At 74.6% G+C, this 25,228-nt stretch carries 20 protein-coding genes and 1 tRNA gene; 6 read left to right on the top strand and 15 right to left on the bottom strand.

Annotated elements, in window-relative coordinates; all coding sequences use genetic code 11:
- Nucleotides 1-4: 4 nt before the first annotated feature.
- Nucleotides 5-1,330, bottom strand: coding sequence for a DUF2252 domain-containing protein (locus tag ACI8AP_RS17035; protein WP_456590544.1), 1,326 nt, complete (start codon nt 1,328-1,330; stop codon nt 5-7).
- A 95-nt stretch (nt 1,331-1,425) separates the two neighbouring features.
- Between ACI8AP_RS17035 and ACI8AP_RS17030 the strand changes: the two genes are divergently transcribed.
- Both ACI8AP_RS17030 and ACI8AP_RS17025 read left to right on the top strand, forming a co-directional pair.
- The gene (locus tag ACI8AP_RS17030; RefSeq protein ID WP_456590543.1) at nt 1,426-2,457 is read left to right on the top strand and encodes an SGNH/GDSL hydrolase family protein; all 1,032 of its coding nucleotides are present in this window, start codon (nt 1,426-1,428) and stop codon (nt 2,455-2,457) included.
- A gap of 121 nt (nt 2,458-2,578) precedes the next feature.
- Nucleotides 2,579-3,799 (top strand): acetyl-CoA C-acetyltransferase, encoded by a 1,221-nt coding sequence (locus tag ACI8AP_RS17025; RefSeq protein ID WP_456590542.1) that lies wholly within the window; start codon nt 2,579-2,581, stop codon nt 3,797-3,799.
- A gap of 71 nt (nt 3,800-3,870) precedes the next feature.
- Here ACI8AP_RS17025 and ACI8AP_RS17020 read toward each other — a convergent pair whose 3' ends face one another.
- Nucleotides 3,871-4,719 (bottom strand): Bax inhibitor-1/YccA family membrane protein, encoded by an 849-nt coding sequence (locus tag ACI8AP_RS17020; protein ID WP_456590541.1) that lies wholly within the window; start codon nt 4,717-4,719, stop codon nt 3,871-3,873.
- Between the two features lie 268 nt (nt 4,720-4,987).
- Between ACI8AP_RS17020 and ACI8AP_RS17015 the strand changes: the two genes are divergently transcribed.
- Complete coding sequence (locus tag ACI8AP_RS17015; RefSeq protein ID WP_456590540.1) at nt 4,988-6,244, top strand: MalY/PatB family protein; 1,257 nt, start codon at nt 4,988-4,990, stop codon at nt 6,242-6,244.
- A gap of 15 nt (nt 6,245-6,259) precedes the next feature.
- Here the strand turns inward: ACI8AP_RS17015 and ACI8AP_RS17010 are convergent.
- The 11 genes from ACI8AP_RS17010 to ACI8AP_RS16960 all read right to left on the bottom strand — a co-directional run bounded on the left by ACI8AP_RS17010 (nt 6,260) and on the right by ACI8AP_RS16960 (nt 18,269).
- Nucleotides 6,260-6,333 (bottom strand) — tRNA-Leu (locus ACI8AP_RS17010).
- 51 nt (nt 6,334-6,384) lie between these two features.
- Nucleotides 6,385-7,146 carry a uracil-DNA glycosylase gene (locus tag ACI8AP_RS17005; RefSeq protein WP_456590539.1) on the bottom strand — a complete coding sequence of 254 codons (762 nt, stop codon included), beginning with the start codon at nt 7,144-7,146 and terminating at the stop codon, nt 6,385-6,387.
- Nucleotides 7,147-7,163: 17 nt separating this feature from the next.
- On the bottom strand, nt 7,164-8,156 hold the full coding sequence (locus tag ACI8AP_RS17000) for a Ppx/GppA phosphatase family protein (protein WP_456590538.1): 993 nt from the start codon (nt 8,154-8,156) through the stop codon (nt 7,164-7,166).
- The gene (locus ACI8AP_RS16995) at nt 8,153-8,713 is read right to left on the bottom strand and encodes a DUF501 domain-containing protein (protein ID WP_456590537.1); all 561 of its coding nucleotides are present in this window, start codon (nt 8,711-8,713) and stop codon (nt 8,153-8,155) included. The genes ACI8AP_RS17000 and ACI8AP_RS16995 overlap by 4 nt, the downstream gene beginning before the upstream one ends.
- Nucleotides 8,713-9,309, bottom strand: a complete 597-nt coding sequence (locus tag ACI8AP_RS16990) for a septum formation initiator family protein (RefSeq protein ID WP_456590536.1) — start codon at nt 9,307-9,309, stop codon at nt 8,713-8,715. Before ACI8AP_RS16990 ends, ACI8AP_RS16995 begins: the two co-directional genes overlap by 1 nt.
- 10 nt (nt 9,310-9,319) lie before the next feature.
- Entirely contained in the window at nt 9,320-10,597 is a 1,278-nt protein-coding gene (eno, locus tag ACI8AP_RS16985) for a phosphopyruvate hydratase (protein WP_456590535.1), read from the bottom strand.
- A 60-nt stretch (nt 10,598-10,657) separates the two neighbouring features.
- Nucleotides 10,658-11,998 carry a mechanosensitive ion channel family protein gene (locus ACI8AP_RS16980; RefSeq protein ID WP_456590534.1) on the bottom strand — a complete coding sequence of 447 codons (1,341 nt, stop codon included), beginning with the start codon at nt 11,996-11,998 and terminating at the stop codon, nt 10,658-10,660.
- 167 nt (nt 11,999-12,165) lie between these two features.
- On the bottom strand, nt 12,166-13,092 hold the full coding sequence (locus tag ACI8AP_RS16975) for a MazG family protein (RefSeq protein ID WP_456590533.1): 927 nt from the start codon (nt 13,090-13,092) through the stop codon (nt 12,166-12,168).
- A 4-nt stretch (nt 13,093-13,096) separates the two neighbouring features.
- Nucleotides 13,097-14,080 carry a SurA N-terminal domain-containing protein gene (locus tag ACI8AP_RS16970; protein WP_456590532.1) on the bottom strand — a complete coding sequence of 328 codons (984 nt, stop codon included), beginning with the start codon at nt 14,078-14,080 and terminating at the stop codon, nt 13,097-13,099.
- Between the two features lie 89 nt (nt 14,081-14,169).
- Nucleotides 14,170-17,709 carry a transcription-repair coupling factor gene (mfd, locus tag ACI8AP_RS16965; RefSeq protein WP_456590531.1) on the bottom strand — a complete coding sequence of 1,180 codons (3,540 nt, stop codon included), beginning with the start codon at nt 17,707-17,709 and terminating at the stop codon, nt 14,170-14,172.
- Between the two features lie 101 nt (nt 17,710-17,810).
- Nucleotides 17,811-18,269: an adenylyltransferase/cytidyltransferase family protein gene (locus ACI8AP_RS16960; protein WP_456590530.1), complete on the bottom strand. Its 459-nt coding sequence runs from the start codon at nt 18,267-18,269 to the stop codon at nt 17,811-17,813.
- Between the two features lie 338 nt (nt 18,270-18,607).
- Here ACI8AP_RS16960 and ACI8AP_RS16955 point away from each other — a divergent pair, with 338 nt between their 5' ends.
- From ACI8AP_RS16955 to ACI8AP_RS16945, 3 genes are read left to right on the top strand one after another with little or no spacing between them, the layout of a single operon-like run.
- On the top strand, nt 18,608-19,825 hold the full coding sequence (locus ACI8AP_RS16955) for a YveK family protein (protein ID WP_456590529.1): 1,218 nt from the start codon (nt 18,608-18,610) through the stop codon (nt 19,823-19,825).
- Complete coding sequence (locus tag ACI8AP_RS16950; RefSeq protein WP_456590528.1) at nt 19,822-21,042, top strand: hypothetical protein; 1,221 nt, start codon at nt 19,822-19,824, stop codon at nt 21,040-21,042. Before ACI8AP_RS16955 ends, ACI8AP_RS16950 begins: the two co-directional genes overlap by 4 nt.
- On the top strand, nt 21,039-22,088 hold the full coding sequence (locus tag ACI8AP_RS16945; RefSeq protein ID WP_456590527.1) for a glycosyltransferase family 4 protein: 1,050 nt from the start codon (nt 21,039-21,041) through the stop codon (nt 22,086-22,088). The genes ACI8AP_RS16950 and ACI8AP_RS16945 overlap by 4 nt, the downstream gene beginning before the upstream one ends.
- 73 nt (nt 22,089-22,161) lie before the next feature.
- On the opposite strand, the gene ACI8AP_RS16940 is transcribed toward ACI8AP_RS16945, so the two are convergent.
- On the bottom strand, nt 22,162-23,562 hold the full coding sequence (locus tag ACI8AP_RS16940) for a phenylacetate--CoA ligase family protein (protein WP_456590526.1): 1,401 nt from the start codon (nt 23,560-23,562) through the stop codon (nt 22,162-22,164).
- A 146-nt stretch (nt 23,563-23,708) separates the two neighbouring features.
- The gene (locus tag ACI8AP_RS16935; RefSeq protein WP_456590525.1) at nt 23,709-24,965 is read right to left on the bottom strand and encodes an oligosaccharide flippase family protein; all 1,257 of its coding nucleotides are present in this window, start codon (nt 24,963-24,965) and stop codon (nt 23,709-23,711) included.
- Nucleotides 24,966-25,228 lie beyond the last annotated feature (263 nt).

Genomic DNA, 25,228 nt, shown 5'->3' with positions numbered 1-25,228 from the left:
CGCGTCAGCTGCTGGAGCTGATCCCCGGGATCTGCCCCGCCCGGAAGGCGTTGACGAAGAGCCGGTGGTCCTCCTGCGTGCGGTGCGCGTAGTCGTGCGCGAAGGCGACCAGGTCGGCGACGAACTCCTCCCGCCGGTCGCCGAGCATCGCGGTGATCGCCTCCTCGGTCTGGAACGGCACGAGGGTGTGGTCGCTGTCGGCGTCGCCCACGCAGTGCAGCTTCGCCGTCGCCTGCCCGAGCTGCTCCAGGACCGGGCGGATGTCGGCGGGCTCGGTGAGGTCCTCCCACTCGAGGTCGAGCTCGTAGGGCGACAGCTCCGCGACGACGAAGCCCGTGCCGCGGATGTCGGTGTAGCCCAGGAACTGGGAGGCGTGCGACTGCAGCGCGCGCCGGCTCAGCGCCGTCCGGTGGCCCTCGTGCTCGAAGTACCCGCGGACGCGCGGGTCGTCGACGACCCGCCCGGGGGCGGGCACGTTGCCCTGCTTGACCGAGAGCACGACGTCGTTCTCCAGCGCCTGGTCGTAGCCCTCCAGCAGCACGTTGTAGGCCGGCAGCCCCGCGCTGCCGATGCCGAAGCCACCGGTGCCGATGAGGTCCTTGACGTCGTAGGCGACCTCGCGCCGCCAGGGCCGGGGCGGCAGCGTCGCCTTGTACCGCTCCAGCGCCGCGAGCACCTCCTGGTACTCGGCGTCGTCCAGCCGGCGGTTGCGCGGCGAGTCCGCGAAGCGGCGCTCGTCGCCCTCGACCACGGTCATCCGCTGCAGCAGGCCCAGCCGGGTGCGGGTGGCCGTGCGGCGGATCAGCTCGTGCACGGCGCCGTGGGTGTTGCCGGCCACCAGGGCGAACTCGCGGTCGGCGTCCGACCGGGTGAAGGCGGCCACCTGGTCGAGCCACGCGCGCAGGTAGACGGCGAGCAGCTCGCTGATCACCTCGTCGGAGAACGCCTTGCGCCAGGCCATGAGCGCGAAGCTGGCGGCGAAGCGGCGCAGGTCCCAGCTGACGTGCCCGACGTACGCCTCGTCGAAGTCGTTGACGTCGAAGACGATCCGGCCGTTGGCGTCCATGTACGTGCCGAAGTTCTCCGCGTGCAGGTCACCGTGGATCCACACCCGGGACGTCCGCTCGTCGCACCAGCGATCCTCGGACGTCGCCATGTCCGCGTAGAACAGTGGGGCGCTGCCCCGGTAGAAGGCGAACGGATCGGCCGCCATCTTGCGGAACTTGGTGCGGAAGGCGTCCGCATCGGCGTCCATGAGGTCACCGAACGCCTCGACCAGGACGCGAACGATCTGCCGCGTCCGCTCGTCGGTCGGGGTGGAGGAGCTCATACCAGGGAGGGATGGGGGCACAGGTTGCACCGTAGGGGGCCGATAACGTCGGTGGTGCCCCGATGACGTCGGCACCGACCAGGGAGGGAGGGACCATGACGCGTACCGCGACGGCCCGACGACTGGCCACCGGTGCCGCCTACGGCGGCGGTGGGGTCGGGCTGGCCGGAGCTGCCCTGGTCGCCCTCCTCCGCGAGGAGGCGCGGGCGGCCCGCCGCAGGGTCGAGGCCCGCACGTACAAGGAGGACCCCCCGTCGGGCGACGGCATCTACGGGCGGGGCGGCGGCGAGCCGATCGTGCTCGCGGTGCTGGGCGACTCCAGCGCCGTCGGGCTGGGCGTGCACCGCGCCGCCGAGACCCCCGGCGTGCTCGTCGCCGCGGGGCTGGCCGAGCTCGCCGAGCGCCCCGTGCGGCTGGTGCGGCTGGCCAAGTCCGGCGCCCGCGCCGCCGACCTCGAGGTGCAGGTCGACCGCGCGCTGGCCGAGCGCCCCGCGGTCGCGGTCATCATGATCGGCGCCAACGACGTCACCGCCCGCACCCCCACGTCGGTCTCGGTCGGCCACCTCACCGACGCCGTCCGGCGGCTCACCGCGGCCGGCTGCGAGGTCGTCGTCGGCACCTGCCCCGACCTGGGGACCATCCGGCCGATCGCGCAGCCGCTGCGCACGCTGGCCCGGCGCTGGAGCCGGCAGATGGCCGCGACGCAGACCATCGCCGTCGTCGAGGCCGGAGGCCGCACCGTCTCCCTCGGTTCGCTGCTGGGCCCGGCGTTCGCGTCGGACTCCAGCATGTTCAGCATCGACGAGTTCCACCCGAGCGCGGCCGGCTACGCGGCGGCGGCGGCGGTGCTGCTGCCCTCGGTCGCCGACGCTCTCGGCGTGTGGCCGGCGCGCGCCGACCGTGGACTGCGCTCGCTGCGCCGCCAGACGGTCAAGCCGGTCGCCCGCGCCGCGGCCCGGGCGGTGAACCGTCCCGGGACCGAGGTCCAGGCCGCAGAGGTGGCCGGCTCGGAGACCGGTCCCCGCGGCCCGTGGGCGCTGCTGCGCCGCCGCCGGCCGACGGGGGTGCCGACCCCGGAGCAGGCCGAGCACGCCGAGAACGACCCGCTCGCCGGGCGGACGAGGTGACCCCGGCCACACCGGCGTCCTCCTGACCTGGGGCCCCTCCCCAGGCGGCCGGGCCGGGGTAGTTTCCGAGGTGACCGACGTCCGGCGCGCCGCGTCCGGACCCCCTCATCGTGGAGGAACCATGCCCGAAGCAGTCATCGTCTCGACCGCGCGTTCCCCCATCGGCCGCGCGTTCAAGGGGTCGCTCAAGGACATGCGGCCCGACGACCTCGCCGCCGCGGTCATCCGGGCCGCGCTCGACAAGGTGCCCGCCCTCGACCCGCGCGACATCGACGACCTCATGCTGGGCTGCGGCCTCCCCGGTGGGGAGCAGGGCTACAACATGGGCCGCGTCGTCAGCGTGCTGCTGGGCATGGACCACCTGCCCGGCACGACGATCACCCGTTACTGCTCGTCGTCCCTGCAGACGACCCGCATGGCCATGCACGCCATCAAGGCCGGTGAGGGCGACGTCTTCATCTCCGCCGGCGTGGAGACCGTCTCGCGGTTCGTGAAGGGCAACAGCGACTCGCTGCCCGACACGCAGAACCCGGTGTTCGCCGACGCCCAGGCCCGGGTGGCCAAGGTGGCCGAGAGCGGCGCCGACTCCTGGACCGACCCGCGGGAGAACGGCGACGTCCCCGACGTCTACATCGCCATGGGGCAGACGGCGGAGAACCTGGCGCTGCTCAAGGGCGTCACCCGCCAGGAGATGGACGAGTTCGCCGTCCGCAGCCAGAACCTCGCCGAGGAGTCGATCAACAACGGCTTCTGGGAGCGGGAGATCGTCCCGATCACGCTCCCCGACGGCACCGTCGTCACCAAGGACGACGGCCCGCGGCCGGGCACCACGCTCGAGGGGATCTCCGGCCTCAAGCCGGTCTTCCGCCCCGACGGCCGGGTCACCGCCGGCAACGCCTGCCCGCTCAACGACGGCGCCTCGGCCGTGGTGGTCATGAGCGACACCAAGGCCCGCGAGCTCGGCCTGACCCCGCTCGCCCGCGTGGTCTCCACCGCGGTCACCGGGCTCTCGCCGGAGATCATGGGCTACGGGCCGGTCGACGCGTCGAAGCTCGCGCTCCAGCGGGCCGGCATGACGATCGACGACATCGACCTGGTCGAGATCAACGAGGCGTTCGCCGCGCAGGTCATCCCCAGCTACCGCGACCTGAACATCCCGATCGAGAAGCTGAACGTGCACGGTGGCGCCATCGCCGTCGGCCACCCCTTCGGCAGCACCGGCGCCCGCATCACCGGCACGCTGATCAACGGTCTCCAGACCAAGGACAAGACGTTCGGCCTGGAGACCATGTGCGTCGGTGGCGGCATGGGCATGGCGATGGTGCTGGAGCGCCTCTCCTGAGGTAGCCCCCGGACATGACAGTGGCCCGGCCCCCTCGCGGGGACCGGGCCACTGTCATGTGGTGCGGAGGCTCACTCGTCCTGGAAGTAGGAGAGCAGCCGCAGGATCTCCAGGTACAGCCAGATGACCGTGACGAGCAGGCCGAAGGCGATGTACCAGGCGAACTTGGCCGGGGCGCCGCGGCGGATCGCCTCGTCGGCCATGTCGAAGTCGAGCAGCAGCGTGAACGCCGCGACGCCGATCACGACGAGGCTGAAGACGATGGCCAGCGGGCCGCCGTCACGCAGCCCCAGCCCACCAGGGACGAAGAAGCTGGCGACCAGGTTGACCACGACGAGCACCAGCACGCCGATGAGCGCACCGACGATCCAGCGGGTCAGCTTGGGGGTGACCCGGATGGCGCCGGTCTTGTAGATGACCAGCATGCCGGCGAAGACGCCGAAGGTGCCGATCAGCGCCTGCATGACGATGCCCGAGCCGAACTGGAGGCTGAACACCTCGCTGATCGCACCCAGCGCGACGCCGTACAGCGCGCCGTAGGAGAGCGTCGCGACCGGGCTGGCGATCTGCTTGAAGGCGATCACCAGGCCGAGCACCAGCGCGACGAGCACCGCAGGGAGGGCGAGCCCCATGGCGGCGGTGCCGGGCATCGCCCAGGTGAGCGCCGCGGCGGTGACGGTCACCAGGAACGAGAGACCCGTCTTGGTGACGACGTCGTCCATCGTCATGTAGCGGGTGTCCTCGGTCGTCCCGTACGGGGACGGCGCGGCGTACTGGTCCTGCTGCGGCGCCGGGGCGCCGTACTGCGGGGCCCCGTACTGGGGGGCGCCGTACTGGGGCTGGTTGCCCCAACCGGCGTACTGCTGGCCGGGGCCCGCGTTGCCGAACCCACGGCTGAACGCCGGGTTCCTACTGGCCATCGTCATCTCCTCGAGGTGACTCGTCGGTCGTGGAGACTGATCACGCACTCCACTCGGTCAGGTCAACGCCCGACACGCCCACAGCGTTCCACAGCTGCCGCAGATCCGGATCACCCTCGCGGGTGCGGGTCGGAAACCGGCCGCAGCCCCTCCCTCGTCCGGCACGCCACCAGCGGCGCGGCGCTCACCGGGCGGGCTCGGCGCGGGGTGCCCGATGCTGTCCTCGCCACCCCCCGCCCTGGCGACCGCACCCGATCGGAGCACATCCATGACCGCCCTGCCTTCCGGTCCTTCGCCGGCCGCCCCGGGCCCGGAGGCCGGGGCGCGGCCGGCCAACCCGTTCCTGCAGGTTCCCCTGGACGACCTACGCCGGCGGACGAGCGTCAAGTGGCGCACCCACCCGGCGGATGTGCTGCCGCTGTGGGTCGCCGAGATGGACGTCGCCCTCGCACCCCCCGTCCGCGAGGCGCTGCACCGCGCGGTCGACGCGGGCGACACCGGCTACCCCGCGGGACACGAGTACCCGGAGGCGGTGGCCGCCTTCGCGGCCGACCGGTGGGGCTGGACCGGCATCGATCCGGCCCGCACGGCGGTCGTGCCGGACGTGATGACGGGCATCGTGGAGGTGCTCCGCCTCGTCACCGGTCCCGGCGACGTCGTGGTGGTGACCCCGCCGGTGTACGCGCCCTTCTACGCGTTCGTCGAGCACGCCGGGCGCTCCGTCGTGGAAGCGCCGTTGGACGCACGCGGTCGCCTGGACCCGGAGACGCTGGACGCCGCCTTCGCCGCAGCCGGCGCCCGCAGCGCCCACCCGGCGTTCCTGCTGTGCAACCCGCACAACCCCACCGGCGCCGTGCACACCCACGTCGAGCTCGAGTCCGTCGCCGCACTCGCCCGGCGGCACGGCGTGCGCGTCGTCTCCGACGAGATCCACGCACCGCTGGTCCTCCCCGGCGCCCGCTTCGTGCCCTACCTCAGCGTCGTCGACGACGGCTTCGCGCTGGTGTCGGCGTCGAAAGCGTGGAACCTCGCAGGTCTCAAGGCGGCCGTGGTCGTCGCCGGGCCGGAGGCGGCCGCGGACCTGGCCCGTCTCCCCGAGGAGGTCGGCCACGGGGCCAGCCACCTCGGCGTCATCGCGCACACCGTGGCCTTCCGCGAGGCCGGCGGCTGGCTGGATGCGGTGCTCGCGGCCCTCGACGAGAACCGGCGGCTGCTGCAGCAGCTGGTGGCCGAGCACCTGCCGACGACGACGCTGCGCGCACCGGAGGGCACCTACCTGGCCTGGCTGGACTGCCGTCCGCTGGACCTCCCGCCCGAGGCCCCCAGCGGCGGCCGCGCCGTGGTGAGCGACCTCGACGGGCCGGCACGGTTCTTCCTGGACCACGCACGGGTGGCCCTGAGCTCCGGCCACGTCTTCGGCACCGGGGGCGCCGGGCACGTGCGCATCAACATCGCCACCTCGCCCGCCGTGCTGAGCGAGGCGCTGGCCCGCATGGGCCGGGCGATCGCGGCCCGGACCTCGTAGGCCCCGCACCGATCGTGCCCCCGGTCGGGTTCGAACCGACACTGGGACCCTTTTAAGGGGCCTGCCTCTGCCGATTGGGCTACGGGGGCGCGGTGCGCACGCTAGCCGGACCGGGCCCGGCCGCGCGGGACCGCCGCCGGTCAGCCGGCGGCCAGCTCGGTCGCCCGGGCGAGGACAGCGTCCAGCATCGGCTCGGTGAGCCTGCCGGTGAAGGTGTTCTGCTGGCTGACGTGGTAGCTGCCCAGCAGGGTCAGCGGGCCGCGCGGCCCGGTCAGCTCCACCTCGACCCCGTGCCCGAACGCCGGCCGCGGGCGTGGCAGCGCGTACCCGGCGGCGGCGAGCACCGGCCACAGCGCAGTCCAGCCGAAGCCGCCGAGGACGACGACCACCCGCAGCCGGGGCAGCAGCTCCAGCTCGCGGGCCAGCCACGGCGAGCAGGTGTCCCGCTCCTCAGGGGTGGGCGCGTTGGCCGGCGGGGCGCAGCGCACCGCGGCGGCCACCCGCACGTCGGTGAGCTCCAGCCCGTCGCCGGCGTGCGTCGACGTCGGCTGGTTGGCCAGGCCGGCCCGCCACAGCGCGGCGAAGATCCAGTCACCGCTGCGGTCGCCGGTGAAGACCCGGCCGGTGCGGTTCCCGCCGTGCGCGGCCGGCGCGAGGCCGACGACGGCGATCCGCGCATCGGCGGGTCCCAGGCCCGGCACCGGACGGCCCCAGTAGTCCTGGTCGCGGAAGGACGCCCGCTTGACCCGGGCGACCTCCTCGCGCCACGCCACCAGCCGCGGGCAGGCGTAGCAGCCGGAGATGCGCGCGTCGAGGACCGGCAGCTCACGCGCACCACGGGCACTGCGCGCCACCCCGGCGGGGGTGCGGGTGACGGGGAAGCCGCCGGCGTCTACAGGCATAGGAGAAGGACCCCGTCCTACTCCCCGCTCGCACGCTCGCGGCGAGCCTCTGGACGGGGCCGGTCGCGGGCGAGGCGCAGGGCGATGCCGTCGAGGATGTCGTGCTCGCTGACGGTCACCTCGGCCAGGCCGAACTCCTCCATGAGCACCCGCAGGATGAGCGCGCCGGCGCCGATCACATCGACCCGGCCCGGGTGCATCACCGGCTCGGCGGCGCGGCGCGCCCGGGTGGCCCCCAGCAGGTCGGCGGCGACCCGGCGGACGTCGGCCACCGGGATGCGCGAGCCGTGGATCGCCGCGGAGTCGTAGGTGGGCAGGCCCAGTGCGAGGGCCGCCACGGTGGTGACGGAGCCGGCCAGCCCGACCAGGCTCGCCGCGCGGGAGACCGGCACCTCGGCGCCGACCTGGACCAGCGCGGCGCTTACGTCGCGCTCGGTCCGCGCGATCTGCTCCGGGGTGGGCGGGTCGTCGTGCAGGTGCCGCTCGGTCAGCCGCACGCAGCCGATGTCGACCGAGCGGGCCGCGGTCACGCCGTCGGCGTCCCCGAGCACGAACTCGGTGGAGCCGCCGCCGATGTCGACGACGAGCCAGGGAGCCGGTGCGGGTGCCAGCCCGTGCGCGGCGGCCGCGGCGGCGAGCGAGCCGGTGGCGCCGAGGAAGGAGAGCTCGGCCTCCTCCCGGCCGGTCACCACGTCGGGTGTGCGCCCCAGGGTGGCCCGCACCATGTCCTCGAAGTCGGCGCGGTTCGCCGCGTCGCGGGTGGCGCTGGTGGCGACCATCCGGACGTCGGTGGCGCCCAGGTCCCGGGCCGCCGCCGCGTACTCGGCGAGCACCACGCGGGTGCGCTCGATCGCCTCCGGCGCCAGCCGGCCGGTCGCGTCCACGCCCTGGCCGAGGCGCACCACCTCCATCCGCCGCAGCAGGTCGGTGTGCCCGCCCTGCGCCGGCACGTCAGCCACGAGCAGGCGGATGGAGTTGGTGCCGCAGTCGATCGCCGCGACCCGCGTCATGCGTCGCCCTCCGGCCGGGCGCAGGGGCCCTTCGCCCACCACTCCCCCATCTCGGCGACCGCGCGGTCACCGATCGGGTTGACGCCGGGGCCGGCGGCCAGCGCGTGGCCGGCCAGCGCGTGCAGGCACTTGACCCGGTCGGGCATGCCACCGGCGGTGGCGCGGGTGGGCAGCACGTCCTTCGCGTCGCGCTCGGCGAGGTAGGCCTCGTGCGCGGCCCGGTAGCCGGCGGCGAGCTCGGGATCGGTGGCCAGCTCCGCCTGCCACTCCCGCATCCGGCCGGTCGACTCCAGCCGGCTCGCGGCGGCCGAGGCCCGCGGGCAGGTGAGGTAGTAGAGCGTCGGGAACGGCGTGCCGTCCTCCAGCCGCGGCGAGGTCTCGACCACGTCCGGCTGGCCGCAGGGGCACCGGTGCGCGACACCCGCCAGCGCACGGGGCGGGCGGCCGAGCTGCCGGGCGACGACCTCGCGGTCCTCCTCGCTGACGGGGCTGGAACGGCCCCGCTGCAGGGGCCCGGGCCGAGCGTGCGAGGCCGGGGGGGTAGCGGGGTCCTCCATCACTCCGCCACCTCCTCGTGGTCCGGCTGGTCGACCACGCCGCCGTCGGCCTCGGCCACCGACCGCATCAGCCCCTCGTACCAGGGCAGCGGCCCCGGGTCCGCGGCGGCCGCCAGCGTCCCGGCGTCACCCTCGACGGCGTCCCCGTCGACGACGAGCACCAGCCGGTCGCCGGGGAGGACGTAGGAGAGCCGCTCCCGCGCCTGCCGCTGGGCGTAGGCGGGGTTGGCCTGCCGCGCCAGCTCGCCCTGCAGCTCGCCGACCCGCGCGTCGAGCTGCCGGCCCTCCGCGGCCAGCCGGGCGAGCTCGGCCTGGCCGGCCAGGTACTGCCGGATCGGCCCGGCGAGGGTGAGCGCGAGCAGCAGGACCAGGCCGACCAGCACGACGGCGCGGCCGGTGAACAGCGGGCGGCGACGGGGCGCGACCGAGGCGGTCGGTCGGCGCTCCGGGCGACGGTTCGGACGCCGCTGCGCCGGCCGGCTGGACGCCCCCGAGCGCAGCCCGGTACGGACCGGCCGCGAGTGGTGCACCCGCGGCACCCGGCCGGTCGCGCGCCGTGTCTCGCCTCCGCCCCGCCGGCCGCGCACGCTGCTCATCGGCCTCCGCTCAGCCGTTCAGCCGCGGGAAGGCGGCGGCGCCGGCGTAGCGGGCGGCGTCGTCGAGCTCCTCCTCGATGCGCAGCAGCTGGTTGTACTTGGCCACCCGCTCGCTGCGGGCCGGCGCACCGGTCTTGATCTGCCCGCAGTCGGTGGCGACGGCGAGGTCGGCGATCGTGGTGTCCTCCGTCTCGCCCGAGCGGTGGCTCATCATGCAGCGGTAGCCGTTGCGGTGGGCCAGGTTCACCGCGTCCAGGGTCTCGGTGAGCGTGCCGATCTGGTTGACCTTGACCAGCAGCGCGTTGGCGGCCTTGCGCGCGATGCCGTCGGCCAGGCGCGCCGGGTTGGTGACGAACAGGTCGTCGCCGACGATCTGCACCCGGTCACCCAGGGCGGCGGTCATGGCGATCCAGCCGTCCCAGTCCTCCTCGTCGAGCGGGTCCTCGATGGAGACGATCGGGTAGGCGTCGACCAGGCCGCGGTAGTAGTCGACCAGGTACTCCGCCGACCGGGACTGGCCCTCGAAGTCGTAGCCGCCGTCGGTGTGGAACTCGGTGGCGGCGACGTCGAGCGCGAAGGCGATGTCGGTGCCGAGGCTGTAGCCGGCCTTCTCCACCGCCTCGGCGATGAGGTCCAGGGCGTCCCGGTTGCTCGGCAGGTCGGGCGCGAAGCCGCCCTCGTCGCCCAGGCCGGTGGCCAGGCCGCGGCCCTTGAGCACCGCCTTCAGCGCGTGGTAGGTCTCCGTGCCCATCGCCAGCGCCTCGGCGAACGTGGCCGCCCCGACGGGGGCGATCATGAACTCCTGCACGTCGACGTTGCTGTCGGCGTGGGCGCCGCCGTTGAGGATGTTCATCATCGGCACGGGCAGCAGGTGCGCCGACGGGCCGCCGACGTAGCGGAACAGCGGGAGGCCGGTGGAGTCCGCGGCGGCCCGCGCGACGGCGAGGCTGACGCCGAGGATGGCGTTGGCCCCCAGGCGGGACTTGTCCGGCGTCCCGTCGAGGTCGAGCAGGCGCTGGTCGATCAGCCGCTGCTCGCTGGCCTCGTAGCCGACGAGCTCGGGGCCGATGACGTCGAGGACGCCGTCGACGGCCCTGGTCACTCCCTTGCCGCCGTAGCGCTCACCCCCGTCCCGCAGCTCGACCGCCTCGAAGGCGCCCGTGGAGGCTCCGCTGGGCACGGCGGCCCGGGCGATCGTCCCGTCGTCGAGGGCGACCTCGACCTCCACGGTGGGGTTTCCGCGCGAGTCGAGGATCTCCCGCGCGCCTACGGCATCGATGCTCGGCACGGGGGCAGCCTAACCAGCCGGAACTGTCGGCGAGGCCTCCCCCGGCCGCGCCCCGCCGGATCAGGGCGCCGACGGGCCCCGCTCCTGCTCCGCGGTCCCCTCGTCCCCGGCCGTCCGGTCGTGGCGGGCGCGCTCGGCCTGGTCCTCCTCGCTCGGCCCGCTGAAGGCCTGGGAGCGCTTGCGGGCCTCCAGGCTCCCGGTGAAGAGCCCCTCGCTGGTCGCGGGCCCGCGGCCGGACGGGCGCGCCGGCCGGGGTGCGGTGCGGGGGTCGGGAGCCGGCCGCGGTCCGCGCCGCCCGGCGGTCTCGTACCCGGCGGCGCCCTCGTTCCGGACGCGCGGCAGGGCGTGCGGGGCCTCCCGCTGCAGCCAGCCGACGAGCCCCTCCCGGACGGCGCAGCGCAGGTCGAACAGGGTCCCCGCATCCTGCGCGCTGACCAGCACGCGGACCCGTACGAGAGCGCCGACGGCGTCGGTCACCTGCAGGACCTTGACCCGCTGGTCCCAGTTCTCGTTCCCGGTGACCAGCCGGTCGAGCTCCTCGCGCATCCGGTCGAACGGCGTCGTCCAGTCCACGTCGAGCTCGACGGCGCCGAGGACGGCGGACTCCTTGCGGGTCCAGTTCTGGAACGGCGTGGTCGTGAAGTAGGTCGAGGGCAGCACCAGCCGCCGGTCGTCCCAGACGTGCACGACCACGTAGGTGAGGGTGATCTCCTCGATGCGGCCCCACTCCTCCTCCACGACGACCACGTCGTCGACGCGGATCGCGTCGGTGAAGGCCAGCTGCAGGCCCGCGAAGACGTTGGCCAGCGAGGTCTGGGCGGCCAGGCCGGCGACGATCGAGATCACGCCGGCGCTGGCCAGGATGCTGGCGCCGGCGGCGCGGGCGCCGGGGAAGGTCAGGAGCATCCCCGCGACCGTGAGCACGGCGACGACGACGACGGCCAGCCGGCGCAGCAGCGAGATCTGCGTGCGCACCCGCCGGGCGTGCCGGTTGTCCGCGACGTCGACGTCGTACCGGGCGAGCCAGGCATCGGCGGCGACGAAGACCGCCACGGCGACCAGCCAGCCGATGGTCGCGATCACGCTCAGGGCCAGTACGTGGACGACGACCTCCGCCCAGTCCCCCAGGTCGTCGGCCGCCTCGAGCACGACGGTCAGCGCCACCAGCACCAGCAGCGCGCGCAGCGGGGTGCGGCCCCGCCGGGAGAGGTCGGCGGTCACGGGCGAGCCACGGCCCACCCGCCGGACCACGACGCCGATGAGGACGCCGAGCAGCCAGGCCGCCAGGGCGGCGCCGGCGCAGACGAGGAGCACCTGCCAGGTCTCGGACGGGATCAGGCCGGACACGCCCTCGACGGCCTCGTCGGGGCCGACCGGGTCATCGGCAGGGGCGGAGAGCACGGCGGACAGCGGAGCGGCTCCTCTCCGGTCGGGTACGGCCGCCGGATCCTCGTCGGCGGCAGGCGGTGGTCCCCGGGCCGGTGGCGCGTCGTCGCTGCTCGCTTCCCGGCCCGGCGCATCACGCGCCGTCGGTGGTCCTCCACGCTAGCGAGCCGACGCACCGCCCGTCAGGTCGACGTCCCCCGGTCGGGTCGGGTCGCGGCGGCGTCGAGCTCGCCGGCGTAGCGGCGCACCGCCTCCCGCAGCGCGTCCTCCACGTCCCACCCGCGCGCCTCGGCGGCGGCGACGACGGCCAGCAGCCGCTCGCCGAGCGCCTCCGGGCTCGCGTCGGCCAGCTCGGCCGGCTCGGGCGTGGGGAGCCCCGCCCGACCGGCCCGGCGCACCAGGGCCGCGCCCCACGACGCCGCGGGCTGCGAGCGGGAGACGCCCTCGGTGGGCGAGCGGCGCTGCTTCTCGGCCTTCTTGATCTCCTCCCAGCCGGCCTCCACCTGGGCGACATCGCGCGGCCCGGCGTCGCCGAACACGTGCGGGTGCCGGCGGACCAGCTTGTCGACCAGGTCACCGGCGACGTCGTCGACGTCGAAGCGCCGCTGCTCCCCCGCCTCGGCGGCGACGCGGGCGTGGAAGACCACCTGCAGCAGCACGTCGCCGAGCTCCTCGCGCATGGCGGCCGGGTCGTCGTCGACGATCGCGTCGTAGGCCTCGTGCGCCTCCTCGAGCAGGTACCCGCGCAGCGACGCGTGCGTCTGCTCGGCGTCCCACGGGCACCCGCCGGGCGAGCGCAGCCGGTCCATGACCGCGACGACGTCCAGCAGCCGCACCCCGGCGGGCTCCGGGGCTGCGGCGACGAGCTCCGCACCGGGGACCGGTTCCCCGGCGGGGACCAGCAGGACGACGTCGCCGGCCAGGGCGCCGGCGGCGGCGAGGTCGGGCACCTCGGCGACGGCCAGCCCGTCGGCGCGCAGCACCGCAGCGGTGCCGGCTGCCCCGGGCAGGGCAGCCAGCGGGCGCCCCGAGGAGACCGCCCGCCACCCGGCGGGGCTCAGCAGGCCGGGCAGGCGGGGGCTGACGGGGACGGCGAGCGCGACGGGCACCGGCTCAGTCTGCCGAAGCAGCCGCCGGCGCATCGTCGAGGAGGTCGACCACCCCGCTCTGGGCGGGCAGCAGCCGACCCTCCTCGTAGGTCCCGTAGCGGGGGTTGACCGCGATGTCGAGGTCGGCCCGCACCTCGTCGAGCAGCGGCCGGACCGAGGCCTCCGCCTGCTCGCCGGCCTCCTCGACCAGTTGCGGCCGCAGCTCCTCGAAGGACGGGTAGACGGTGCCGGCGCGGAAGGCGACGACGACCCCGCCCGTCTCGGGCACCGGGACCGCGACCGCCGTCCCCGGTTCGGCGGTGACCAGCGGCGCGCTCAGCGCGGGCGGCAGCTCGTCGGCGGCCCGGCGTCCGAGCTCCGGCAGCGTGTACGGGCCGGCGAACCGCGCGGCCACCGCGGCGTAGCGGGCCGGGTCGGCGGTCAGCTCCGCGATGACGGCGGTGGCGGTGGCCTGGTCCGGCACGGTGACGTAGCCGAACTCGATCTGGCCCAGCTCCTCGCGGACCTCCTGGTACCGGGCCCGCAGGGCAGCCTCGTCCAGCGGGTCCGCCGTCCCTTCGGCGGCGGCGATCTCCTGGCGCACCAGCTGCTGGCGCACGCTCTCCCGGACGTCCGCCCGGCCGATGCCCTGCTCGGCGAGCCGCGCGTAGACGGCCTCGGGGTCGTCGTCGCCCAGCAGCTCCTCGATCCGGCGGGTCACCTCGGCGTCGGTGACCTGCACCCCGTAGCGCCCGGCCGCGGCGTCGTGCACCTCGCCCTCGACGAGCAGGCCCAGCACCCGGCGGGTGAGCTGCTCCTCACGCCCCTGCGCGGTGGCGGCCACACCGGCGTCGGCGAGCCGGTCGGCGACCTCCGCCTCGAGCTCGGCGACGCCGATCCGCTCCTCGCCCACGTAGGCGGCGACGTCCGGTGCCGACCGGCAACCGGCCAGGGCGAGGACGGCCAGGGACACGGCGGCACACGACCGGGCGGCGCGGTGGATCAGCACGCCGGGAGACTCCCACGAAAAGGACCCTGCTGCCCCCACGCCTCGCACGCTCGGCGCGGCCCCCTGCAGCAGGGCCGTGGCAGCGCCCGCTACGCCGCGACCGGGGCCCCGAGGACGGCGGTCAGCGTGGCGTGCAGGTTCTCCAGCAGGGCGACGTCGCGCAGCGGCGTGCGGCGGTCGGGGCCGACCGGCACCTTGAGCGAGATGGTCCGCACGGCCGCCTTGTAGGAGGCGCCGTCGGCCAGGCGGGCCAGCCGCATCTGCTTGGACTCCGGCAGGTCCACCGGGCCGACCCGGATGGTGCGGCCCTGCAGCGAGACCTCGGTGATGCCGAGTTCCCGCATAGCCACCCGGAAGCGGGCCACGGCCAGCAGGTTGAGCACCGGCGCCGGCGGGGCGCCGTACCGGTCGGTGAGCTCGTCGAGCACCGCCTGCGCCTGCGCCTCGTCCTGGATGGACGCGACCTTGCGGTAGGCCTCCATGCGCAGCCGCTCGCCGGGCACGTAGTCGTGCGGCAGGTGTGCGTCGACCGGCAGGTCAACCCGCACCTCCACCGGCTCGGCGGGCGCCTCCTCACCGGTCACCTGCGCCCGGTAGTCGGCCACCGCCTCGCCGACCAGCCGCACGTACAGGTCGAAGCCGACGCCGGCGATGTGCCCGGACTGCTCGCCGCCGAGCAGGTTGCCCGAGCCGCGGATCTCCAGGTCCTTCATCGCCACCGCCATGCCGGCGCCGAGGTCGGTGTTGTTCGCGATGGTGGTCAGCCGGTCGACCGAGGTCTCGGTGAGCGTGCGGGTGGGGTCGTAGGTGAAGTAGGCGTAGGCCCGCTCCCGCCCACGGCCGACCCGGCCGCGGATCTGGTGCAACTGGGAGAGCCCGAACGTGTCCGCCCGGTCGACGATCAGGGTGTTGGCGTTCGGGATGTCCAGGCCGGACTCGACGATCGTCGTCGCGACCAGGACGTCGTACTCCTTCTCCCAGAAGCCGACCATGATCCGCTCGAGCTCGTGCTCCTTCATCTGCCCGTGGCCGACGGCGATGCGGGCCTCGGGCACCAGGTGGCGGATCTTCGCGGCGGCCTTGTCGATCGACTGCACCCGGTTGTGGATCACGAAGACCTGGCCGTCGCGCAGCAGCTCCCGGCGGATCGCCGCCGCCATCTGCTTGTCGTTCCACGCGCCCACGTAGGTGAGCACGGGGTGCCGCTCCTCGGGCGGGGTGAGGATCGTCGACATCTCGCGGATGCCGGTGAGGCTCATCTCCAGGGTGCGCGGGATCGGGGTGGCCGACATCGACAGGACGTCGACCGCCGTCCGCATCGTCTTCAGGTACTCCTTGTGCTCGACGCCGAAGCGCTGCTCCTCGTCGACGATGACCAGCCCGAGGTCCTTCCACCGGGTGGTCGGCTGCAGCAGCCGGTGGGTGCCGACCAGGATGTCGATCTCGCCGGCGGCCAGCTGCCGGAGGATCTCGGTGGTCTCGCGGTCGGACTGGAACCGGGAGAGCACCTTCACCGTCACCGGGAACTGGGCGACCCGCTCGGAGAAGGTCTTGAAGTGCTGGTTGGCCAGCAGCGTCGTCGGCACCAGGACGGCGACCTGCTTGCCGTCCTGCACCGCCTTGAACGCGGCCCGGATCGCGATCTCGGTCTTCCCGTAGCCGACGTCGCCGCAGATGATCCGGTCCATCGGCACCGTCTGCTGCATGTCGGCCTTGACCTCGTCGATCGCGGCCAGCTGGTCGGGGGTCTCCTGGAAGGGGAAGGCGTCCTCCAGCTCGCGCTGCCAGACCGTGTCGGGCCCGAAGGCGTGGCCCTGGGTCGCCATGCGCGCGGAGTACAGCCGGATCAGCTCGCCGGCGATCTGCTTGACCGCCTTGCGGGCCTGGCTCTTGGTCTTCTGCCAGTCGGCGCCGCCGAGCTTGGACAGCGCCGGCGACTCCCCGCCGACGTAGCGGGTCAGCTGGTCGAGGGCGTCGGTGGGCACGAACAGCCGGTCCGGCGGCTGGTTCCGCCGCGACGGCGCGTACTCGACGATCAGGTAGTCGCGCTGGCCGCCGTTGACGGTGCGGCTGATCATCTCGATGTAGCGGCCGACGCCGTGCTGCTCGTGCACCACGAGGTCGCCCGGCTGCAGCTGCACCAGGTCGACGGCGTTGCGCCGGCGGGCGGGCATCTTCACCGCGTCGCGCATCGTCGTGCCGCGCTGGCCGGTCAGGTCGTGCTCGGTGACCAGCGCCAGCCCGACGCCCGGGAAGGCGAACCCGGCCTCGAGGTTGCCCTGGGTGACGTGGGTCAGCCCGGGGTCGGGGGCGGTGGCCAGGTCGGGCACCAGCCGGACGCCGAGCTCGGCCTCGGTGAGCTGGTCGGCGGCTCGCTGCGCGGGGCCGGGGCCGGCGAAGGTGACGACGACCCGCCACCCGTCGCGGTGCCAGCCCCGCATGCGCTCGACGGCGGCGCCCTGGTCGCCGTGGAAGCGCTCGACGGGTGTGGCGTCGAGGGTCACCTGCCGCTCGTCGTCCTCGGCCTGCAGGGTGAAGGCGCCGGTGGTCCACCAGGGCAGGCCGCGGCCGCGGGCCGCGGCCTCGACGTCGGCGAGGTCCCGGAAGGAGGACGCGCCCAGGTCCAGCGGCGCCTCCCCCGCCTCGGCGGCGGTCGCCCACGAGGCGGCGAGGAACTCCTCCGCGGTGCGCACCAGGTCGGCCGCCCGGCTGCGCACCCGCTCGGGGTCGCAGACCAGGACGTGCGTGCCCGCGGGCACCAGGTCGGTGAGCAGCTGCATGGCCGCGTCGCCGATGAGGGCGGGGGTCAGCGACTCCATGCCCTCCACGGCGATGCCCTCGGCGAGCTTCCCCAGGACCTCGATCAGGCCGGGGTGCTCGACCGCCAGCGCGGCGGCACGGGCGCGCACCTCCTCGGTGAGCAGCAGCTCGCGGCACGGCGGGGCCCACAGCCGCTCGGGGCGCTCGTCCAGCGACCGCTGGTCGGCGGCGGAGAAGTACCGCAGCTCGTCGACCTCGTCGCCCCAGAACTCCACGCGCACCGGATGCGGCTCGGTGGGCGGGAAGACGTCGAGGAGGCCACCGCGGACGGCGAACTCGCCGCGCTTCTCGACCAGCTCCACGCGCGTGTAGGCGGCGTCGGAGAGCGCCTGGGCGATGTCGTCCAGCTCGGCCGAGTCCCCGGGCTTCAGCTCGACCGGCACCAGGTCACCGAGCCCGGGGGCCAGCGGCTGGAGCACGCTGCGGACCGGGGCGACGAGGACGTCGATCGCACCGTTCTCCCCCGGGTGCGTGAGGTCCCGCAGCACGGCCAGCCGCCGGCCGACGGTGTCCGCGCGCGGGCTGAGCCGCTCGTGGGGCAGCGTCTCCCAGGCCGGGAAGACCTCCACCCGGCGGCCCGGGACGAAGCAGCGCAGCAGGTCGGCGGCCGCGTCGGCGTCGCGCTCCCCCGCGGTGACGACGAGGACGGGCACGCCGGCGCCCGGCGCCGGTGCGGCGAGGGCGGCCGCCACCAGCGGCTGCACCGTCGGTGGTGCGGTGACGGCGAGCTCGGCGCTCCCGGCGGAGGCGACCACGCGGGCCATGCCGGGGTCGGTGAGGACGACGTCGAGCACGCCGCGCAGGGTCACGCTTCTTCTTCTCCTGAGGTTGTCCGGCCTCGCACGGACCGCCGAGTGCGGCCGGGGCCGCTCCCCAGGCTAGACGGCACCCCCGACAGGCGCCGCCCCGCTCAGGAGGTGCGGGCGCGGGCCACCCGGCCCACCGGCTGCTCCGCCTCGATGGCCGCCAGCGCCTTGCGCAGGATCGTGCTGGAGGTGTGCATCGTGTACGGGAAGTAGTGCACCCGGACGCCGACCTCGGCGAAGTCGCGCTCGAGCTTCAGGCCCTTGGTGGTGCCCCGCCAGTCGTCGCCCTTGAAGAGGACGTCGAACCCGACCTCGCGCCAGGTGTCGATCTTGTCGGGGACCACCTCGGCGTGCACGGCGTCGACGAACTGCAGGCTGCCGACGATCTCCATGCGCTCGGCCAGCGGGATGACCGGGGCCCGCCCCTTGGTCTGCAGCAGCATCTCGTCGGAGACGACGCCGGCGATCAGCCGGTCGCAGTGCTGTGCGGCGTGCCGGAGGATGTTGAGGTGCCCGACGTGGAACAGGTCGTAGGCCCCTGGCGCGTAGCCGATCACCGTCATGCGATCCCCCGATCGTCCGTCCGGCGCGCGTCATCGGCGGCTGCCGGTCACATTGCGTGACAGAGAGCTCATCGAATATCGCGGTGAGCTGCTGCCGAGCCCCGACGCTAGCCCGATGGAGGTGACGCATTGTGAGTTCCGGAGGGGGGTTCACCCCATCGGGCGCCGTGCCTGGCGGCCGTCGGCCGGCCGGTGCCCCCATGGGGTGATCCGGACCGGTCGTCCCCTGTCCCGGCCTGCCGCCCGAACCTAACGTCGGCCCGGACAGACGACCCGGACGGCCGGAGTCCGCCCCCGGCCACCGGCGTGCGGCGCCGGCACGGTGAGGAGCGACCGACGTGGAACTGCACGACTACCTCGCTGCACTGCGCAGGCGGTGGCCGGTCTGGGTGGGGACCACGGTGCTGGGCGCCCTGCTGGGCACGTTGGTCCTCGTCCTGACGCCCTCGACCTACCAGGCCACGGCCCAGGTGTTCGCGTCGGTCTCGCCCTCGATCCCGAACAGCGCCTCGTTCATCAACCAGCGGATCAAGAGCTATCCCGACGTCGTCATCAGCGAGGCCGTGCTGGGCCCGGTCGCCGACCAGCTGGAGCTGGCCGAGAGCGTCCGCGAGCTGCGGGCCAGTATCTCGGCGACCAACCCGCGGGACACCTCGCAGGTCGAGATCGCCGTGCGGGGCGGTGATCCGGCACGTGCGGCGGCGATCGCCAACGCCGTGGCCGCGCAGTTCACCGAGGTGGTCGAGGAACTGGAGACGCCGTCGTCCGGCAACCGGCCCGTCGAGCTCACCGTCACCGACCCCGCGAACGCGCCGGTCGCCCCGGTGGCCCCGGTGGCCTCCCACCTGGTCGGGCTCGGACTGGTCGTCGGCCTGTTCCTCGGGCTGGCCGGCGCGATCGTCCGCGACCGGCTCGACGACACCGTGCACACGGCCGAGGACGCCGCACGCGCCTGGCCGGGGGACGGCACGGTGGAGGTGCTCGCACCGCTGACCGGCCGCGCCCGGCGCAGCGCTCTGACCGGACGGCCCGCCGTGCTCCTCGCCCGCCGCCTGGAAGCCGCCGCCGAGGAAGGACCGGTGCACGTGCTGCTGCTCTGCCCGGCGCCCACCGAGGCTCTGGCGCCGCTGGAGTTCGCCGAGGACGTCGCCGCGGTGCTCCGCGGCCGCGGCATGTCCGTAGCGGTCGGCTGCTCCGCCGGGGGTGGGGAGGACGCACGGGTCCGGCTCGAGGTGGCCGACCCGATGGCGCCGCTGCGGGAGTGGCGGGAAGCCACCGAACGCTCCGACGACGTCGTCCTGGTCATCCCGGCCGGTCAGGTGGCTCGCGCGGAGCTGCGTGAGCTGCGGCGCATCCTCGGCCACGTCGGGCTCCACCCGCTCGCCATCGCCCTCATCGACCACCGCACCCGGTCGGCGCCCGACGGCCCGCCCTCCGCCGAGGTCCGCGCCGTGCCGCCCCGCGGCGCCTCACCGACGGAGGCTGCGACCGTCACGGCGGTCACCGCCGGCGCCGCGGCGCCCGGGGCACCGGCCCCGCGCCCGCCGCAGCGGTGAGCGACCTCTGGCCGCTACCGCTCGCCGGTCCGGCCGGCCGCCTGGTCATCGCGCTCCTGCTGCTCACCGGCACGGTGGGCTGGCGGCGGGGCCAGTACTTCGCCGGCTCGCTGGACCCCGTGGTCGTCGGCAAGGCGCTCGTCATCGTGGTGGCCCTGGCACTGGCGGTGCTCGCGGCGGGGAGCAGTCCGCGTCGACCTCTGGGCACCGGGACGGTGTGGGTGCTCGCGGCCGTCCTCACCGGCTCGGTCTTCGGCGCGTTCACGGCCGGCACGTTCCTGGTCGGCGCGACGGTCGCCGTCCGGGTGGCGATGCTCGGGCTCACGGTCGTCTTCCTGCTCCGCTCCGCATCGGTCGAGGAGGTCATCACCGCGCTGGGCCAGGCCTGCGGCATCGTGGCGCTCGCCGCGACGGTCACCGGGCTGCCCACCGCCGCCACCGGACGGCTGGCAGGCGGGATCCCACCGCTGACCCCCAACGAGCTGGCCCTGCTGGCCGGCATCGTGGCCCTCGTGGCCGCGTGGCACGTGGTCCTCGGGAAGGCTGGTCCGGGCAGCGCCGTCGCCGCCGCGGCCGCGCTGGCCGTGGTCTGGGCGACCGGCTCTCGGACCGGGCTGCTGATGCTGATGCTCGGCCTCGTGGTGGTGGCGCTGCACCTCCGGCGGGCACCGGTCGGGCTGGTGGTGGGCGGGCTGCTGCTGGCCGCGGTCGGCACGGTCGTGGCGGTCGCCACAGGCGCGCTGGGCGCGTTCGCGACCCGCGACGGAACCGGCATCAGCACCCTCGAGTCCCGCTTCATCGCCTGGGATGCAGCGGACACGTGGGCGGACACGCTGTGGCAGCGCTTGTTCGGCGGTGGGCTGTCGGTGAAGGTGATCGAGGTGAGGGGCCAGTGGTGGGACCAGCAGCCCTTGGACAGCAGCTGGGTCTCGGCGCTCGTGCAGGGCGGGCTGCTCGGCGTCGCCCTCTCCGCCGGTTGGGTGTTGTGGGTGCTGCGTGGTGCCCTGCGGGCCCCGCGGGCGCACCGGGCGCTGTTCCTGGGGCTGCTGGCGTTCCTCCTCGGCCGGAGCCCGGTCGAGAGCGGCCTGTTCGACGCAACGCCGGCCTTTCTCTGCTTCATGGCGGTGTCCCTGCTGGTCGAAGGCGGATCCCGGCACCGGCTGAGGGATGACCCGGCGGGCGTGCCGGTGCGACGGACGGAGGTGGCGGCCCGGTGAGAGTGCTGCTCGACGCGTACTGGTGGGTGGCGGGTCAACCGTCGGGACGACGGGTCGTGGACTCGCTGGTCCGCACCTGGCCGGCGGTCTACCCCGAGGACGAGCTCACCGTGGCCGTGCCGCGCCGACACCTGGAACAGGCGCGCGAACTCGTGGGCGATGCGCCCGTCAGGGTGGTCCCGGTGCACCGCTCACCTCACGGGATCAGCGTGCTGACCGAGCTGGGGACGGCCGCCGACGCAGATGTCGTGCTCGCCCAGAACTTCACCCCGTTGCGGAGCCGGGCGCTGCGCGCCACCTTCATCCACGACCTGATGTTCGACGACCACCCCGAGTTCTTCACCCGTGTCGAGCGGGCCTACTTCGCCGGGATGCCGTGGTCGGCCCGGCGCGCCGACCTCGTGCTGACGTCGACGCGGGCAGAAGCCGACCGCATCGCCCGCGTCCGGCCTGCGCTGGCCGGCAAGGTCGTGCCGGTGGGACTGAGCTTCCCGGAGTCGCTCCGCAGCCGCCGGGCCGCCGACCCGGGGCTGGGCCTGACGCCGGGGAGCTTCCTGCTGTGCGTGGGCCGGCTCAACGTGCGCAAGAACGTGGGCCGGCTCGTCCACGCCGTTCTCAGCGAGGGCCTGGTCAGCGCCGAGCGACCGCTGGTCGTGGTCGGCGAACCCGACGGGAAGGCCGTCGGAGTGCTTTCGGACGATCCCCGGATCCGCTTCGTCGGCGGTGTGGACGACGGCGCACTGGCCTGGCTCTACGAGAACTGCCGACTCTTCGTCTTCCCGTCTCTCGACGAGGGGTTCGGCTTGCCGCTTGTCGAGGCTGCCCTCGCCGGCGCCCCCGTGGTGCTCAGCGACATCCCGGCTTTCCGTGAGCTGGCGCCGACCGCGACCTTCGCCGACCCTCGCAACCCCGAGGCGCTGGCGGCCGCGGTGCGGACCGAGCTGACCGGCCCGCCGAGCCAGGGCCCGATGGTGCACGTACCGACGTGGCCGGAGGTCGTCGGCCGCATCCGCGCCGCGGTGGTGCAGCGGCTCGCGCTGCGCTGACCGTCGACGGGGGCGCGCCCCGTCGTCCCGCCGAGGTCGTCGGGAGCCGGTGGCGACCGCGCCGGCCGGTTGATCAGCCGGCCGGCGTGACCGCCGTCCCGGGGACGGCGGGCGCGAGATCCGACACCACGTACTTGATCTTTCCGCCGGTGAACGGTAGGTGGTCGACGTACTCCGTGGTGACCTGCACCTCGTCCTCGATGCGCCGGCGGAGCCCCTCGACGGCCGCCTCGACGTGCCGTGCGCTGTCGGGGCCCGGACCGAGGACGACCCGGACGACGATCGAGTAGTCGGCACGCTGGTGGATCTGGAAGAGCCGCACGCTGTCCGGGTGATTGCTGAACATGGCCATCAGGCGGTGGTTCAGCGATCGGCCGCTCGGCAGCCGCAGCACGTCGGTGGATCGGCCGTCGGGCTGGCGCATCATCGGCAGCGTGACCCCGCAGGCGCACGGCTCGCCGGTCAGCGCCCCACGGTCCCCGAGGCGGTAGCGGATGAGCGGGAACACCCGGTTGGTCAGGTCGGTGAGCACGAGGTGCCCGACCTCCCCGGGCGGAAGGGGGCGGCCCTCGTCGTCGACCACCTCGATGAGGCGCACGTCGGCGAAGGTGTGGAGGCCGTTGCGTTCCCGGCACTCGCCGGCCATCCAGCCGAACTCCGATCCGCGGTACTCGTCGTACACGGGGGCATCGAAGGAGGACTCCAGCCGGCGGCGGGCCGACGAGGTGAGAGGCGCCGCGGTCGTCGCGACCGCCGTCAGCGGGGGCACGCGCAGGCCCGATTGCTCGAGGAAGTCGGCGAACTCGAGCATCGACCCGACGTACCCCTCGAGGAGCGCCGGGCGCGTCGCCCAGAGCCGGCGGTGGAAGGTGTGCATCGATTCGGGGCTCAGGAGCGCGGCGTCCAGGTAGGTCTGACGGCTGGGCCACCACAGGAGGTCGTTCTTCAGTGCGTCCAGCCGGCCGAAACCCCACCGCGCCACCCGCGCGAGGTTGTCCCACGGCTGGACGCCCCACCAGGAGTACATCCGCCAGGCCAGCGCCAGCGACGGAACCCGGGCGTCGTGCTTGGTCTGGAGCGGCTGCCCCGTGCTGCCGCCGGTCAGCGCCTCGCGGACGGTGCCGCGACGGGCCTCCGTGGACAGGAAGCCGGCGGAGTTCTCCTTGACGGTCGTCCGGTCGAGGATCGGGAGCGCCTCCCAGTCGTCCCAGCTCCGGACGGCGGAGACGTCGACCCCGTGGCGGGCGTAGAAGGACGGGTAGAACGTGGTGGCCTCGGTGGCCCACCGCAGCTGCCGCGTCGCGCGTTGCCACTGCAGGTCGCGCAGGGCCTCCGGTGCCAGGGTCTGGTGCTCCATCAGCTCGTGGAGGAAGGCGCCGCTGCGCCGGCGGACGGTGGCGGACTTGGCCCGGAAGGCTGGCCCCGCGAGCACCGAGCCCAGAGGCCGGCTCCCGCGTTCCCTGTCAGTGCGCACGACGACCTTCTCCTTGAGCGACGGGGACGCTCCGGAGAGAGCGCCTGCTCAAGTCTTCGGCACGGCCGGGCACGCCGACAGACCTCCCGGCCCGAAAGGGTGAGGGCCACCCGCGCCACCTCCGCGCGGCCCGCGAGGCCGCGTCGTCACGCCCGCGCCGGGTCGGGCGTGGGTGCGGCCTCCTCGCTGGCGGTCGGCACCAGCAGCGAGCGCCGGAGGACGACCGCGGCGAGGGCCGGGCCGACGGCCAGCGCCAGCGGAGCCCAGACCTCGCCGCCGTCGAGACGGATGACCAGCAGCGCGGCGATGACCAGCGAGGCCAGCTCCCAGGTCCGCGTCGCCAGTACCCGGCGCTGCCCGCCGTGCACCATGGCCAGGCAGCCGTACGGGAGCGCCACGGCGGCGGTCATCGCGTACCCGGTCCAGGCCACCACAGCCGCTGCGGGGACCGGGTAGCTGCCGTCGGTCACCAGGTCGCCCAGCCAGGGGAGCAGCAGCAGCCCCAGCCCGCCCAGCACCGCCGTCCCGAGGGTGAGGAGGGCGGCGGCCCGGTCGGCGACCCGGAGGCCGACCGGCAGCCCGCGGTGCCGCAACCGCGCGAACTGCGGCAGCAGGAACGACCCCAGGCCCGCGACCACGAGCAGCGTCGGTGCCGTGTAGACCCGGGCGATCTCCACCGGGCCGTACGCGGCCGCGCCGACCACGGCGATGAGCAGGATGCGCAACAGCGTGAGCGAAGCCGGCCGGATGGTCTGCGTCATGGCCGACCACACGCCGAAGGAGGCGACGGCACGCAGCGCCGGACGCCGCCACGGCCCGCGCGGGCGTTCGCCGGCCGGCAGGCACCACCAGGCCACGAGCGCCCCGCCGCTCTGCCCGATGAGGACCGCGACGACGAACGCCGCGAGAGAGATGTCGCCGGTGAGGCCGGCGAGGGCGAGCACGCCGACCGACAGGACCAGGCTGGTCAGATCCACGGCGGGGAGGGACCAGAAGCGCCCGGCCGCCATCAGCAGCCGGCGGAGGGTGTCCTCGGCGATGAAGGCCGCGCAGGCCGCGCCGGCCACCGGAACGGCCCACGGAGGGACGGCCTGGCTCCAGCCGGCCGCCAGCACACCGACGGCCCCGACGGCGAGGCCGATCAGGACGGTCCACACGTGCAGGCCGGCCCTGACCCGCGGCTCCTGGCGATCCAGGATGGTCAGGCCGGTACCCACCAGGCCGCTGCTGACCGCCGTCGCGAGCACGAGCCCCCCATAGCTCAGGGAGAACGTCGCCAGCCCGGCGGCACCGAGCTCACGGGCGGCGGCGACCTGGAGCACCAGCCCCGCGAGCGCTGCGGTGGCCTGCCCGGCCAGGGCGCCGCTGACCGGACGCCGAAGCAGTTCTCGCACCCCCGTCACGGTGGAATCCTCTCCGAGGTCGTGTGCTGCTCGGCGCGGACGGCGCCGTCCGTCACCCGGACGGGGTGACGGACGGCTCCGGGCTCGCGGTCAGTCCAGCGCGGTCACCGTGATCCCGCCGAACCGCACCGCGGTGGCCGCGGTGCTGCTGCCCGGCCGGTGCGCGGTCAGACCCACCGAACCGGCCACCTGCAGACCGGCGGTGTCATCGGTCCAGGTCATCGCCGGCCCGGCCGGCTCCGCCGTCCCCGCCGCCCACACGC

It is taken from the genome of Blastococcus sp. SYSU DS1021 (assembly GCF_054050995.1).
Note: the sequence above shows the minus strand (reverse complement) of the source record. Positions and strands in the feature narration are given on the sequence as shown.

Coding starts and splice junctions, on each gene's coding strand:
- ACI8AP_RS17035 (WP_456590544.1), bottom strand. CDS start 1,330: ATGAGCTCCTCCACCCCGACCGACGAGCGGACGCGGCAGATCGTTCGC.
- ACI8AP_RS16990 (WP_456590536.1), bottom strand. CDS start 9,309: ATGAGCAGCGTGCGCGGCCGGCGGGGCGGAGGCGAGACACGGCGCGCG.
- ACI8AP_RS17005 (WP_456590539.1), bottom strand. CDS start 7,146: ATGCCTGTAGACGCCGGCGGCTTCCCCGTCACCCGCACCCCCGCCGGG.
- ACI8AP_RS17025 (WP_456590542.1), top strand. CDS start 2,579: ATGCCCGAAGCAGTCATCGTCTCGACCGCGCGTTCCCCCATCGGCCGC.
- ACI8AP_RS16960 (WP_456590530.1), bottom strand. CDS start 18,269: ATGACGGTGATCGGCTACGCGCCAGGGGCCTACGACCTGTTCCACGTC.
- ACI8AP_RS17020 (WP_456590541.1), bottom strand. CDS start 4,719: ATGGCCAGTAGGAACCCGGCGTTCAGCCGTGGGTTCGGCAACGCGGGC.
- ACI8AP_RS16995 (WP_456590537.1), bottom strand. CDS start 8,713: ATGGAGGACCCCGCTACCCCCCCGGCCTCGCACGCTCGGCCCGGGCCC.
- ACI8AP_RS17000 (WP_456590538.1), bottom strand. CDS start 8,156: ATGACGCGGGTCGCGGCGATCGACTGCGGCACCAACTCCATCCGCCTG.
- ACI8AP_RS17015 (WP_456590540.1), top strand. CDS start 4,988: ATGACCGCCCTGCCTTCCGGTCCTTCGCCGGCCGCCCCGGGCCCGGAG.
- ACI8AP_RS17030 (WP_456590543.1), top strand. CDS start 1,426: ATGACGCGTACCGCGACGGCCCGACGACTGGCCACCGGTGCCGCCTAC.